We start from the raw sequence: 13,217 nt of genomic DNA, 5'->3' as shown, positions 1-13,217 counted from the left end.
AACAATCATGACGCTTGTTCATGGTTTGACAATTTAGGATTCTGTTTAAGCATCATTTTTTTGACACCAAAATTGACTGCGAGAAAAAGCAAAAAATGCAATGGTATGGAGATTAATAAACCAACCAATAAAAAGTGAAGGGGAATATGATTGGCCAACATCGTTGGCGTACCTAATAAGATCGTCGTAATCACATCGCCAAGTAGTGCCAGTAAAATCAAATGCCACTTCTCTTGTTTCTCAATGATACGTTGGTTCTTATTGGTATAGCTGTAGAAAACCCAATACGAGATACCGAACAATATCGGTGTATTCAAATTGCTCGCATTCTCCATCCCCAGAAGACTCGCTGATACACCCGCAATAGCTATGATCACGATATAGGTGACCGTGAAACGGATAAAAAATCCTACTTTTGTCATCATTTTTCCTTAAATATAAACCCAATAAACAGGTAACACTCAACATCATTGACTCGTTCGTATGCAATTACACCCAAACATCATTTTCAGCTGTCAACTCACTCTCTGAATCACCGGTATTCACTACGCCTTTAGGCTCAACAATCATGATCTTGCATTCGCTTTCTGCAACAGGCCGATGCTCGACACCTTTCGGAATAACAAACATTTCTCCTGGATTTAAGGTCACGACACCCTCCCGGAATTCGATATTCAGGATACCGTCCAATACGATAAAGACTTCATCGGTATCCGGGTGATCATGCCAAACAAACTCACCTTCAACCTTGACTAACTTAAATTGATAATCGTTCATTTCCGCCACAACACGCGGAGACCAGTGTTCAGAAAATTTCGAGAATTTATCTTTAAAATTGATCGCACTAAAATTCATTTTGACTCCATTGTTTCGTTCTGCTTATCCGCCCAACTTTACTGTTTACTGAATACGATTTTTCCTGCCAAACCAATCAGCAAAGCGCCGGAAAATCCCTCAATGATCCGTGAATAACGGTTGGCTTTGGCACTTTTCAGTAACCAACTACCGACAAACGCATAAATCATATTGCACAATGTCGCCAATCCACTAAAACACAATCCCAAGATGAATAATTGCATATTGGCTGAGTTTGCAGAGGTATCAATAAACTGCGGCAGAAAAGACAAGAAAAACAACGCCACTTTCGGATTGAGTACACTGACAATGATACCTTGCTTAAAGACGTTCCCGTGAGCCTGAACATGTGATGCTGCAGTGAATACCGAACCGCCCCGCCACATCGCTCTGAGAGAGCAAAATCCCAAATACAGCAGATAGATAGCCCCCAGCCACTTAATGATGCTGAATGCCAGTGCCGAACTCATGATAATGGCTGACAAACCGAAAACCGCAGCGAACGTATGCACAAAATAGCCAACACCTAAACCCAGTGCCGCTTTCATTCCCCCAACCATTTTACCTTTCATGGTGTTGGACACGATATAAATGACATCCGGTCCCGGTATTAAATTGATTGATAAACATGCAACTACGAATAGTAAGATTGTATGTAATTCCATTAACTGACGCCTCCGTTTGTTAAAAACTCATTTCATGTTTAGGGGTTGTTGATCTTTCATGGTTGAATTTTGTTCAGATGAACCCTCTGGGCAGCATTTATCGCTCAGGACGTTTTCTTATTGGCAAAAGGTCTCGACATACAAAGCTTCAACCTTTTCTCTTGCCCACTGCGTTCTACGCAAAAATTTCAATGACGACTTGATTGATGGGTTATTGTAGAAACAGTTAATTTGAATTTTTGCATCTAATCCTTCCCAACCATAGTGCGCTTGTAAACGTACGAGGATCTTTTCTAAAGTCAGACCGTGCAACGGATTATTGGGTTGCTCTTGATTCATATCGGATGTATTCCTGAGGCTCACGCATTGAGGCATGAATTGATTTATATGCCATTAATTTACTGTTTTTCGTTCCAAAAGTATGATTTTTTTCATACTTGATTAAAAAATATCGAGTCATCTCCCACACCATTACCGTCAAATATGTATGACTGAAATGTCTGTCATCATCAAGCTTTGTCGGTTGGTTATCGTGAAACTGCATCGAGTAAAGCATGCTTTCACTCAGATGAGTAGCGCAGCACCGAAAACTCAACTTGGTCTTTTGAGCCAGCCTGGTCGATTAACGTGAGTTGATAATTGCCGGTATTTAAGTCTTTCAATGTGATCTTGCTTTGCTGATTCGATAATAAAACACCGTTTAAAAGCCAGTAATAAGGGGCTTCACCACCCTCGGCTGAGATTGTGATCTCTTGGCTTTGTCGTTGTGGTAACTGGAACGCATCCTGATTCGCGAGCCCATGGATATGCACGGCAGATTGACGAATAATATTGCCTGTCAACTGGCATCTCGGATCCCAGCTTGGAATGCGGGCAGCTCTGCGTTGTTCGGGCTTCAGCCAATGGTCTAACGGTGCCGGCCAAACCGTCACCTTATGACGCTGTGCCTTGATCTGACAGCGAATATTGACGCGTAACTTGGAGTCATTCGCTTGCCAGAAATTAAATTCGGATTGATCGAATGGCTGTTGCCGCTCAGCGATATTGTACCAAGTCTTCGGGATCGTGCCGTCAACAATATAAGCGTGATGGCGCTCCTCACAGCCTGATTTAACCATGTCCCCCTGAGGCCAACAGATGTCGACTTGAGAGACGCTGTCAGGCATCAAAGGAACCGGACGTTGGTCATTGAGACGTTGATAAATCGTATTGATTAACGGTACAGCGGTGACTTGCCCGTAATGGCCGGGCATCGGCACGCCATCGGGTCTGCCAATCCATACCCCGATAGTGTAATGCTGGCTAACCCCGATGGCCCAAGCATCCCGGAAGCCATAACTGGTGCCGGTCTTTACCGCCAAGCCTGCCACTGCGTTCGGCTTATCTAACAGTATCTTTCGGATCACCCAAGCAGCGCCGTCACTTAAAAGGGGTTGCTGTGTTGGTTTGTCTGTCGTGCTAAAGCGAAGATGCTGCGCTTGTCCTTGATTCCCCAGACTGGTGTATGCGGAGACTAAGTCTTCTAAATCGGCCCCCACACCACCGAGCGCAATGGCTAGGTTAGGCTTTGCCCCCGTCGGTAGTTCTAATGCTATGCCTGCTTTTTTCATCTTTAAGAAAAAATAAATCGGCTTTAACTGCTCCAACACCTGAACCGCTGGGACATTCAAACTCTGCTGCAAGGCATGTGATACCGATACGGGGCCGCTAAACCCACCGTTGAAATTGTCGGGTTGATAGTCTCCAAATTTAAGGGGCACATCCATTAATAAGCTTTCACTGTGTATCAAGCCTTCATCCAACGCCATGCCGTAAACAAAAGGCTTGAGGGTTGAGCCCGGTGAGCGAGTGGCTTGCACCATATCCACATAAGCAAAACGGCGGCTGTCATTGAAGTCGGCTGATCCGGCATAGACTTTGACCTGACCCGTCTTATTCTCGACCACCAAGGCCGCTGCGGAGACGTTCTGTCCAATGCCATGAACATAATTTCTGAGCAAGTTGCTGACCTGAGTCTGCCACTGCGCATGAATAAAGGTTTGAATCTGAGGCTCTTGGCTGTGTGTGACGAGTCTGCGGGCGAGTAAAGGCGCAGATTGATAGCCCGCTTTGGTCGCGTTCGTAATGCCTTCGATTAACGCATCGTCTAACCTTTCTTGCGACCATGCATGTTGCGTGACCAAACGATGCATTAATTTGTCCCGCGCTTGTCGGGCACGTGCGCGATGTCTGTCCGGCCGGTAATAACTGGGGGCTTGTGGCAAAACCGCCAACAAGGCGGCTTGGGCGTCCGTCAACTGCTTCACCGAATGACCAAAATAACCTAAAGAGGCAGCTTGAACGCCTTCATAAGTGCCACCAAAAGGGGCATGATTCAGATAATAAGTGAGGATATCGGCTTTACTAAAATGCCATTCCAATTGCAGCGCGCGGATGATTTCCTTGAACTTTCCCCATACCGTTCTGGGTTCAGGATAGCGGATGCGAGCTACTTGCATGGTTAGCGTTGAACCACCGGACACAATTTGTCCTGTGCTTATCCATTGCCACGCGGCACGCATGAGCGCAAAGACATTGATACCCGGATGGTCGTAAAAATATTGGTCTTCGTAGGTGATCAGCGCGGTGAGATAGTTGGGGGAGACGTCATTTAATGTCACAGGAAAGCGCCAGACGCCGTTTTCATCGGCAAAGTTCCGTAAAATAGAACCATCCTCAGCGAGAACCGTTTGACTCAAAGAGCGGGACGCTAAATCGACCGGTACGATCCAGTCGTATAATAAGAAAGATAAAAATAATAATATCCCGGTTATAGGCAAAGCAGCCCATAACCGGGGTTGTTTATTCAAGATAGTCATTAGCGAGGCTGTATTTGCAGCGTCTTGATCGACGAACCGACAGCACGATAATGAGGACGATACATATCTTCGACAAACGGCGGCGCAACTTGGTAAGTCCCCGGTGTGACCGCTCGCGCCAGATAATACAGCTTCTTCACAGCACGATGATTCAGGCTGACAGAGGCTACAAAACGATCATCCCGATACGCTTGATACTGCACGTGATTTTCACGGAAGTAGCTACCCAACGGTTTCTCGTCAATCATAATGCTATCCAAATCGACACTGGCATTGCTTAGGTTTTGGTTTTCTAACGCCAAACCGGCTGGCAAAAGGTCAACCACTAAAGCATCCGGAATACGGATGTCATCATCAACGGTCGCAAGACTTAATTCCACAATAACCAAATCGCCACTGGTGAGCGTCGTTGGTGTGGTTGGCTGTCCTGCGAGGTCGTAATACTGCCGGCGAATGCGTACCCCTTCACTATACGGTTGCGGAATGTCGCTTGGGGCCCCTTGATATTGCAGGCTGGCATACAACTTCTGGTCGTGTGCAGTGATACCTTTGAGCTGACGCAACTTGTCTGCATCAAACACCGCATTGAATGCCTGTGTTTTCACCAGCGACTGTTCACTCGATGGTAACTGGATAGTGGCATCCCAGCGACTGGTTTTGTTCGCATATTGGCGAGCGACTTTTAACAGGGCAATCCGCTCTTGGGTACTGAACCAACGCTTGTTGTGCAGGCTATTGATCATTTTATCCGCTAGCGTGCCATCATCCAGTCCGAGTTCCAAGGCGACAGCAAGGCTTAACGCCTGATCGCGCACAATAGAGCCATAATCCCGGTAATATGCATTCGGTTTACGATCAATCTTGAGGGCCAGTTCAAGTGCCTTTTGGGCTCTGGCGGTGTCATTTAACTGCTGCAATGCGCCCGCTAAATGCATCCAGGCAAGACCAGACTGATCGAGCTGGATTGGTTTGGAATCCCCCTCACCTTCGTAATTGGTCATCGCCTGACTGTAGAGCCGACGTACAAAACCTAAGCTAATGGCATCGGCTTTTGCCAAGACAAAGGCAGCGTAAGCGCGATAAGAGAATTGATAGTAGTCCGGGCTTTCGCTCCACATCTCGCTTTTAGGATCATTGTTAACAAAGAAGGTCAACCGTTTGATCGCGCGCTTCAACATATCATCATCAATGGCAATCCCTTGTTTCCGTGCATCGATGAACAACTCCGTCGCGTAAACCGTTCCCCAGCGAGACTCCCAGCTACTGGCGTCCCAATAACCAAAACCACCCTGACTGAGCTGTTTCGCCTTGAGCTTTTCAATCCCTTTCTGGATTTGTTTTTGACGGAACGCTTCGCTAAACGGCTGCTTAAACTGTTGTTCAATACTGCTATTCAAATCAAACTTTTTGACCATCGCTTTGTCGAGTAACAGCCAAGGATAGGTTGAACTGGTCGTTTGCTCTAAACAACCATAAGGGTATTGCAATAGGTTGTTGAATTGGCTTCTGAAGTTGATCGCGGGACGATTAGAAATCGTCAACATGGCTTGAACACTATTGTCTCGCAATTCACTGAGATCAACATCCGGCTGCCACTGTGCACCGGGTTCAATCGTTGCCCGTAATTGATGGGTTGCCCAAGGATAAGGGCTCCGGACACCCAGTCGCCATGTGCGTGTGATATTGATGTCATCACCATTGCTGGCATTCAGTTTAATGACGCCTTGGCCTTCAATATCTGCGCCTGAAATAGGAATCGTGAGGACTGTTTTTTCTTTATCGGCAAGCGCTAACGTCTGCTGTAAACCTGCGCTGGTAACAGCCCCCGCAACTTCGACACGAACCTCAAGTGTTTGGTCGGTATCGGAGAGATTATGCAGATCGATACTCACTTGGCTGTTATCACCCATGGCAAGGAAGCGAGGCATGGCAATTTGAGAGACCAGCTTGTCCGCAACTATCATCTCTTTGTGGGCACTTCCGTAACTGTGGTCGCCATAGACCACAACCATCCATTCCAACTTGCCGTTAAAACTTGGCAATTCAAAGCTAACATCGGCTTCACCATTCACCACAGTGACAGGCTCACTCAGGAACGACACAATTTGCACATCGGATTTCGGTTTTTTGCCGCCCCGGCTGAGTGCTGCATCCGACTCATCAAACGCATCTCCCCCAAATTTCTGGCGGATCATGTCATACCCTAAGTTATTGATTATCTTGCCGTATATATCGAAATATTCTGATTCGAATCGGCGCGGTGCATAGAAGTACTGCTCAGGTCGAGGGGGTTGATAACGTGTAATATTCAACACGCCTTTATCAACAAGCGCGACAGTTGCATACAGCTGTTGATCACCGAGTTTGGATAAATTCGTGACATGGATATGCGCATTAACCGCTTTGTTGGGTTGCGTTTTATCCTTTGTGGTCAGTTCAACGGCTGCAATGGCATCCGGACGGATGATCGATAAATGCGTGATGCCCAATGCACGTTTCGGTGCGACTTCCGTCACTTGGTCGGCAGGGGTTAACACCATTGCCGTGACATATAAATCGTGTCGGTTCCAATCCCTTTGAATATCAATACTGACTTCATTGTCGCCTTTCTGGATCGGTTGATGCAGGCTGTATTGCACGCCATTGGTCGATTCCACATTGATAATGCCATCGCCTGTGATGGGACTCGTCAAACGAAGTTTCGCGCTGTCGCCCGGCTCATAGTGGTCTTTATCTAAGGCCATTTGCAACATGTCAGGTTTTATATTGCTGCTATTTGGGTTGCCCCAACTCCACTCGGTCTCAAACTCAAACGTCGTCTTGGCACCCGAGGCAGAAGCGACTTCTAAAATATAAGTCCCCCATTGCACAGGAAAATCGACCGTGACCGAATCCCCCTTAACGTCAACTTTTTCGCTGCCGACGGCGTAAATATGGCTTTTATAATTCCAGTACCAACCGCGGGACTCGTTATACTCCCAGAAGTACTCTCGATACTTGCGAGACATGCGAACATTGAGTTGGTCGGAAACGGGCTTTCCTTGTTGATTGACACTTAACAGCTTAAATTGCACCGTAGCATCGGATGCAGGTCGGCCTTTAAATAACGGTTGAACCCCAACCAGTTTGTCGTAGTCCGGCAACTGGATAACCTGTTGATTGCGAGTCACCGGGCGGCCGCCACTTTCATAAACACTGGCACTGACAAGGTATTGCAATGGCACGGAAATATTAGACCAATTCGCAGGCACTGAGATGGCACCTTTCCCTGTCTGGTCCAACTGAATTGCCGGTGTTTTTAACGTTCGATGGCTGATTTTTTCTTTGGCATGCCCAAAGTAAAAGTCCTTGAGTGCCGGAAATGGTGACGTGGCAGGCGAAACCATAATCACAGCATCGGCATGATTGCCTGCCGCAGGCGCACCATAGAGATAATCCGCTTGTATCGGCACCTCAAAACTACCGCTGACGGGCGCATAATGCGTTTGATTCGGCACACCATCGTAAAAGGAAAGCGTCAGCGTTTCCGGCAAAAAATCTTCGACTTGGAACCAATACGTATTGACATAGTCATCGTTAATGCTGACCTCAAGACGCCACTTCCCTGTCGGAGCATTGTCATCTAACTGGAAGCCAGTTCGATATAGATTGGTGCTTTCGGGTTGCCACGTGAACTGTTTCTTACGTTCACCACGGGCATCATAGAGCTTGGCTGTGAGTGGCAATCCGGCGACTTTTTGACCGTCAAAGTCGCGGAGGAGTAGATTGATCGAGACGGCTTCACCGGGGCGATACAAATCACGAGGCCCATACATAAACATCTGATATTGACGATGCAGGCTCGGCACATTGGGGTAGGCAGAGAGATCCAACTCACCTTGGTCTAATTTAAGAAAGGAAATACTGTCGCCATGACGCGCAACCACCACTTTGGGCAAGTCATTGGTCGCCAACTGATAGCTGCCGTCAAGGGCCGTTTTGCCAGTTTGGTCGTGCGCGGCTTGTTTCTTGGTCTTTGGCCACAAAAAACGTAAATCAACATTGCCCATCGGCTTTGCAGTCGCAATGGAATGGCTGTAAACCACTAAAGAATCTTGGTACTTTCTGACATGCAGACCGATGTCAGTAATCGTAAAAACTGCCGTGTCATAGGCATAGTCATAGTCACCTGCTTTGCGGATGACCGCGATATAAATCCCGGGAGAATCTTTGTCTAAGACCGGGTCTAAATTTAAATTGTAAGTCTTACGCTGATTGGGTTTTGCATCATTGTCATAGCGCGCTGTGTGGACTAAATCGGCGTATTTTTTTAATCGCTGGAGCCGGTAGTAATTATTCATGCCTTGGAAGGACGTTTCATGAATAAAGCGGTCTAAAGCGTCATCTCGAACCCGAAAGACATCTAAGTCTACCGATTTCTGATTAATCACAGTCACCGGAATACCGTTTTGAATATTGCCAACCAAGAAGCTGCCTTTGTCTGAGAAATTGGCTCCGGGGACAATTTTTCGGGTTTTGATGGTCCGCTCAAACGGATGAACCTGACCTTCGCTGTCTTTCTCAGAGAGAGTGACGCCACCAACCGATTGAAGCTGATGATCAACTTTGATTGTGTACTCGGTGCTGGGTTCAACAAATGGAAGCACCCATTGGCGGCCATTATTTTGCGGGATCCAGATATTACCGGTCGTAGGGTTTGGTGTTATAGCAACTGATTTGCTCAGGTCAGTTTGCGGATTGACTGGACTGGTAAAACGAATCACTAAGGCCGGTGCGTCATCTTGGGTGGTTTCGCTGATATCAGAGACATAAAAATCGGCGGCCTGAAGCGTGCTGGAAAGCAGTAATAAGCTTATCCAGATGAGGTGAAATCTTAATAGAGAAGACCACACAGTAAGCATTCCTTTTACGCAGGTTTAGGCTACCGATAGTATAAGAGGCATCTATATTTATCAATTTTTTAAGATGAAGTTGTTATGTGTCTTTTTGTTTAAAAATCCATGACTTTTTATAGCATCAATTTTCTTTAAGAGAACATCATATAAAAACGCCCAAAGTGATTCACCTTGGGCGTTTCTTCTGACAAATGTGGTAATGATGACATATTCAATCCGGCTAATATTCGTCGGCTTCATTTCGGTCGTATTATTGAGAAGTCATCAGCTCATAATTTCTTCAATAGTAATATAGTCGCCAACACGACCTGTCATTTGTTCTGCATCTGTATTTACCGGTAATGTTTTTTTACCGGGACGCCATCCAGCAGGGCAAACCTCTCCCGTTTTTGTTGCATGTTGCCACGCTTCAACCTGACGTAAAAATTCATTCACATTACGTCCCACTGAATCTGCCTGTACTTCTTGAGCAACACAGATGCCATCGGGGTTAAACAGGAATCGTCCGCGTAATGCCACGCCTTCTTCTTCGATCAGAACGCCAAACATTCTGCTTACTTCCTGGTTTGAATCTGCACCAATGGTAAGTTTTAAGCCTTTGAGTAATGGCTCTGTTTCAACAAAACGTTTGTGAGAGAATTTCGAATCGACAGAAACAGCCAGAATCTCCGTATTCAGCGCCTGAAATTCGTCATACTTAGCATTCATCGCTGCGATTTCAGTTGGGCAAACAAAAGTAAAATCAGCAGGATAGAAACATACTACTACCCATTTCCCTTTGTAGTCAGAATTAGAAACCGAAGTAAAATGTCCAGTCTTTGCATCAAAGGCATCCATTGTAAATTCAGGCATTTCACGACGTACCATTGTTGAACTCATACTTAATTTCTCCTTAGATAATTCTTCAGAAACATGTTGCTCAGTCTTCTTACTTTTTATAGGGGTTAACCCTGTATCACAGCCCATAAGAATTCACTCCTTTCTTCAACTCGTTCGCTTGTAAATTAATTAGCATATGCCAATAATTATTATCTCAAAAGTCGCAAACATTCAAGGAAATGTTGATACATATTTAAAATAAAGAGATAAAGCCAGAACGGATAAACAGGTCTGTTGCTAGAAAAGGTAATCAAATAAAAGAATTACCTTTGCGCATATTCCTGAGGTGTACAACCAAACAATTTTTTAAAAGAAGAGGTAAAGCTGCTCACACTGCTATAGCCCAATTCATGCGCAACCAATGTCGTGTTATAACCCTGAGTAATCTTCTCCAGAGAATTCATCAAACGAAAACGGCTACGCCATTGACGAAATGTTAGTCCCGTCTCTGTTTTAAACAACCTTTCGACAGTACGGACACTTGCCCCTACCTGAGTTGCTAACTGCTCAAGCAATAGTGATTGCTTTGGCTGATTAACAATAAGACCGATCAGACGTTGCAGGCGAGGATCATGGCCTGATGGAATATAGAGTTCCAATGCTTCCAAAGATTCCAGTTCATCAAGGGCAACCAAGCCTAAGTTATGCGCTCTTTCTTTTGTGAGAGAACCTGAGCTTTCCGTAAGCCTGAGTATTACTTCTCGCATTAACGGGCTCATCTTTAACATGACGACTTTATCGGAGTTCTGACGAACACAAAACGAGGGATCAACGTATAAATTCCGGGTTTGAGTAGCGGTTTCATTACTTACCTGATGGTAATGGCCTCCCGGAATCCATACCGCGTGAGTCGACGGGACGACCCAAACAGCCTTTTCACTGGTTACTCGTAATATCCCTTTAGCGCCCCAAAGAAGTTGCCCTCTTGGATGAGCGTGCGGCTCGATAGCTGACTCGGCAACCATGCTACGACTGTGTGTAAGCACGGGTTGCGTTGAGTCTAAGATAAAAGCAACGTCGCTGGGTGATAACATGGTCGTCTTAGGAATATGTTTTGACATCCTGTTTCGTTAAAACTCATCAAAAAAGGTATTTTAGAAATAACTCAACAATATATCTAGAACCGATTGCTCTTTTAGGTCAACAGCCCCTAGTCATTACAAAAATTCAGGAGAAAAGTCATATGGGTAGAACTCGTTGCAGCTAAAGTGAGTAAAAGTCTGCCAACAAGTGTTTCAAACCTTCTGCAATAGCAATACGGTCAGCTTCACTCGTTCCTATAGTGATAGTGTCTATAGTCATTCTCTGACTGATTAAAAATTATTCAGGATATAAGTATAAAAAATTCTATCTAGAATTGATTTGGGGGACTCACTTATGTGGCATATGCTATATACTGTGACTATATACCAGTAACAGTTTGCTTTGTTTAAAAACCACTTGTCGTATTAGGAACACATTTTGGCATATTGACCACTTAAAACGTCATTTAGATGAGAGTATATTAGCTTTAACTAATGGTCATACCTAACACATAATAGATGACTCACGATAAAGCGTGTAACTCGTGTAATGGATAGACCTTCATGACAATTTGAGGTTGGTGCGATGTTACGACAACCTGATAAATGAAAAGGCTTGATATGAAAGACTTATCCATAAACCAACCATCCTCTGCGAAGAAAGAAAGCCGGTTAATACATTTCCCTATTTCAATGTTCTCTATCGTGATGGGACTAAGCGGGTTTTCAATCGCATGGCAAAAGGCTCTGGGGATGTCCTTTCCTGTGGTGACAACATTGAGTAGTGCTTTAGCAAGTATTGTAATGATACTCGTAAGTAGCTTTTATTTGATGAAACTCATTTATTTTCCAAATGCGGTCATTGCCGAAACGAAACACCCGGTCAAGATTAATTTCTTTGCCGCTTTTTCGATCAGCCTATTACTTCTCTCCATCGTCTGGCACCGATTTGAATCACTTTCCTGTGTTTTATGGAGTATTGGAGCCATCGTTCAGTTATTGTTAACTTTATTGGTCATGCATAGCTGGATACACCACGATCACTACCGACTAGAGCACGCTAACCCGAGTTGGTTTATCCCGGTCGTCGGTAACATCATTGCTCCAATTACAGGCGCTAACCTAGGCTTTATTGAGATAAGTTGGTTCTTTTTCGGCGTTGGTATTGTTTTCTGGATGGTGCTATTAACCATCATTACCAACCGCTTAATTTTCCATGAAACGTTACCAGCACGTTTTAAACCTATGCTGTTTATATTGCTGGCGCCACCATCTCTTGGGTTTATCTCCTATAGTGCGCTAGTACCAGAATTGACTGCTTTTTCCAGAATACTGATCTCTGTTGCACTATTCACCGCTATTTTGCTCGTGATCAATATCAATCAATTTCGAAAAGGCGGGTTTTATCTTTCTTCATGGGCGTTTTCATTCCCGGTAGCTGCCTTCAACGTCGCCCTATTTAGATACGCAGAACTAACTCAGTCATCAACATGCTTCTACATTGGTATTGCACTAATAGGATGTTTGACACTGCTAATTTTGTGGCTCTCGTTTAATACACTCAAAGCAATAAAGGCCGGCAAGATATGCAAGCCAGAGTGAATCAAATTCAAATATATCAGTGAGGTAAAATTATGAAAAATTATACAGATATTAATCAGCAACAGCGCAAATTGGGTTCCGCTTTTAGAAAAGAGAGCCCTGATACGCTTAACGCTTTCTTAAGCCTTCACAAAGCTGCTTTTGCGCCCGGTGCAATGGAAACCAAATATAAAGAACTGATTGCTGTTGCGATTGCTATCAATGTTCGCTGTGATGGCTGTATTGGTTCCCACGTCGAATCAGCGGTGAAAGCCGGCGCCAACAGAGAAGAGCTTATTGAGACCATTAATGTCGCTATTTTGATGGGAGGTGGCCCTGCCATTATTTATGGAACACAAGCCCTCGCTGCTGTGGACGAGTTTTGCCAATAAAAATTGTTCCAGCTATATGAAATAAACCTGAATAGATTTTAATATGAGTATCCTTTGATAAAACCCTCAA

10 protein-coding genes are annotated in these 13,217 nt (G+C 45.0%); 2 read left to right on the top strand and 8 right to left on the bottom strand.

The window, feature by feature from the left end:
- Positions 1-5: 5 nt before the first annotated feature.
- From MKS89_RS05770 to MKS89_RS05735, 8 genes are all read right to left on the bottom strand, one after another.
- Positions 6-422, bottom strand: a complete 417-nt coding sequence (locus MKS89_RS05770; RefSeq protein WP_072961625.1) for an ABZJ_00895 family protein — start codon at positions 420-422, stop codon at positions 6-8.
- A gap of 67 nt (positions 423-489) precedes the next feature.
- Positions 490-855: a cupin domain-containing protein gene (locus MKS89_RS05765; RefSeq protein ID WP_072961628.1), complete on the bottom strand. Its 366-nt coding sequence runs from the start codon at positions 853-855 to the stop codon at positions 490-492.
- Positions 856-893: 38 nt separating this feature from the next.
- Positions 894-1,520: a LysE family translocator gene (locus MKS89_RS05760; protein ID WP_021020050.1), complete on the bottom strand. Its 627-nt coding sequence runs from the start codon at positions 1,518-1,520 to the stop codon at positions 894-896.
- Positions 1,521-1,637: 117 nt separating this feature from the next.
- The gene (locus MKS89_RS05755; RefSeq protein WP_021020049.1) at positions 1,638-1,859 is read right to left on the bottom strand and encodes a VF530 family protein; all 222 of its coding nucleotides are present in this window, start codon (positions 1,857-1,859) and stop codon (positions 1,638-1,640) included.
- A 221-nt stretch (positions 1,860-2,080) separates the two neighbouring features.
- Entirely contained in the window at positions 2,081-4,369 is a 2,289-nt protein-coding gene (gene pbpC, locus MKS89_RS05750; protein WP_159439574.1) for a penicillin-binding protein 1C, read from the bottom strand.
- An 8-nt stretch (positions 4,370-4,377) separates the two neighbouring features.
- On the bottom strand, positions 4,378-9,270 hold the full coding sequence (locus MKS89_RS05745) for an alpha-2-macroglobulin family protein (RefSeq protein ID WP_072961634.1): 4,893 nt from the start codon (positions 9,268-9,270) through the stop codon (positions 4,378-4,380).
- A gap of 267 nt (positions 9,271-9,537) precedes the next feature.
- Positions 9,538-10,239: a peroxiredoxin gene (locus MKS89_RS05740; protein ID WP_072961640.1), complete on the bottom strand. Its 702-nt coding sequence runs from the start codon at positions 10,237-10,239 to the stop codon at positions 9,538-9,540.
- A gap of 176 nt (positions 10,240-10,415) precedes the next feature.
- A complete protein-coding gene (locus tag MKS89_RS05735; protein WP_072961642.1) occupies positions 10,416-11,213 on the bottom strand; it encodes an AraC family transcriptional regulator in 798 nt (265 codons plus the stop codon).
- A gap of 582 nt (positions 11,214-11,795) precedes the next feature.
- Here MKS89_RS05735 and MKS89_RS05730 point away from each other — a divergent pair.
- Together MKS89_RS05730 and MKS89_RS05725 are read left to right on the top strand one after the other, a co-directional pair.
- On the top strand, positions 11,796-12,776 hold the full coding sequence (locus MKS89_RS05730) for an SLAC1 anion channel family protein (RefSeq protein ID WP_072961644.1): 981 nt from the start codon (positions 11,796-11,798) through the stop codon (positions 12,774-12,776).
- Between the two features lie 32 nt (positions 12,777-12,808).
- Positions 12,809-13,147: a carboxymuconolactone decarboxylase family protein gene (locus MKS89_RS05725; protein ID WP_072961647.1), complete on the top strand. Its 339-nt coding sequence runs from the start codon at positions 12,809-12,811 to the stop codon at positions 13,145-13,147.
- Positions 13,148-13,217 lie beyond the last annotated feature (70 nt).

Origin of the sequence: Vibrio gazogenes (assembly GCF_023920225.1) — a bacterium.
GTDB lineage: Bacteria > Pseudomonadota > Gammaproteobacteria > Enterobacterales > Vibrionaceae > Vibrio > Vibrio gazogenes.
This window is presented reverse-complemented; position numbering and strand designations above follow the sequence as displayed.

What these genes read in the sequence shown, in the direction of transcription:
- MKS89_RS05740 (WP_072961640.1), bottom strand. Translation starts at nt 10,239, where the DNA reads ATGGGCTGTGATACAGGGTTAACCCCTATAAAAAGTAAGAAGACTGAG.
- MKS89_RS05765 (WP_072961628.1), bottom strand. Translation starts at nt 855, where the DNA reads ATGAATTTTAGTGCGATCAATTTTAAAGATAAATTCTCGAAATTTTCT.
- MKS89_RS05755 (WP_021020049.1), bottom strand. Translation starts at nt 1,859, where the DNA reads ATGAATCAAGAGCAACCCAATAATCCGTTGCACGGTCTGACTTTAGAA.
- MKS89_RS05735 (WP_072961642.1), bottom strand. Translation starts at nt 11,213, where the DNA reads ATGTCAAAACATATTCCTAAGACGACCATGTTATCACCCAGCGACGTT.
- MKS89_RS05760 (WP_021020050.1), bottom strand. Translation starts at nt 1,520, where the DNA reads ATGGAATTACATACAATCTTACTATTCGTAGTTGCATGTTTATCAATC.
- MKS89_RS05770 (WP_072961625.1), bottom strand. Translation starts at nt 422, where the DNA reads ATGACAAAAGTAGGATTTTTTATCCGTTTCACGGTCACCTATATCGTG.
- MKS89_RS05725 (WP_072961647.1), top strand. Translation starts at nt 12,809, where the DNA reads ATGAAAAATTATACAGATATTAATCAGCAACAGCGCAAATTGGGTTCC.
- MKS89_RS05730 (WP_072961644.1), top strand. Translation starts at nt 11,796, where the DNA reads ATGAAAGACTTATCCATAAACCAACCATCCTCTGCGAAGAAAGAAAGC.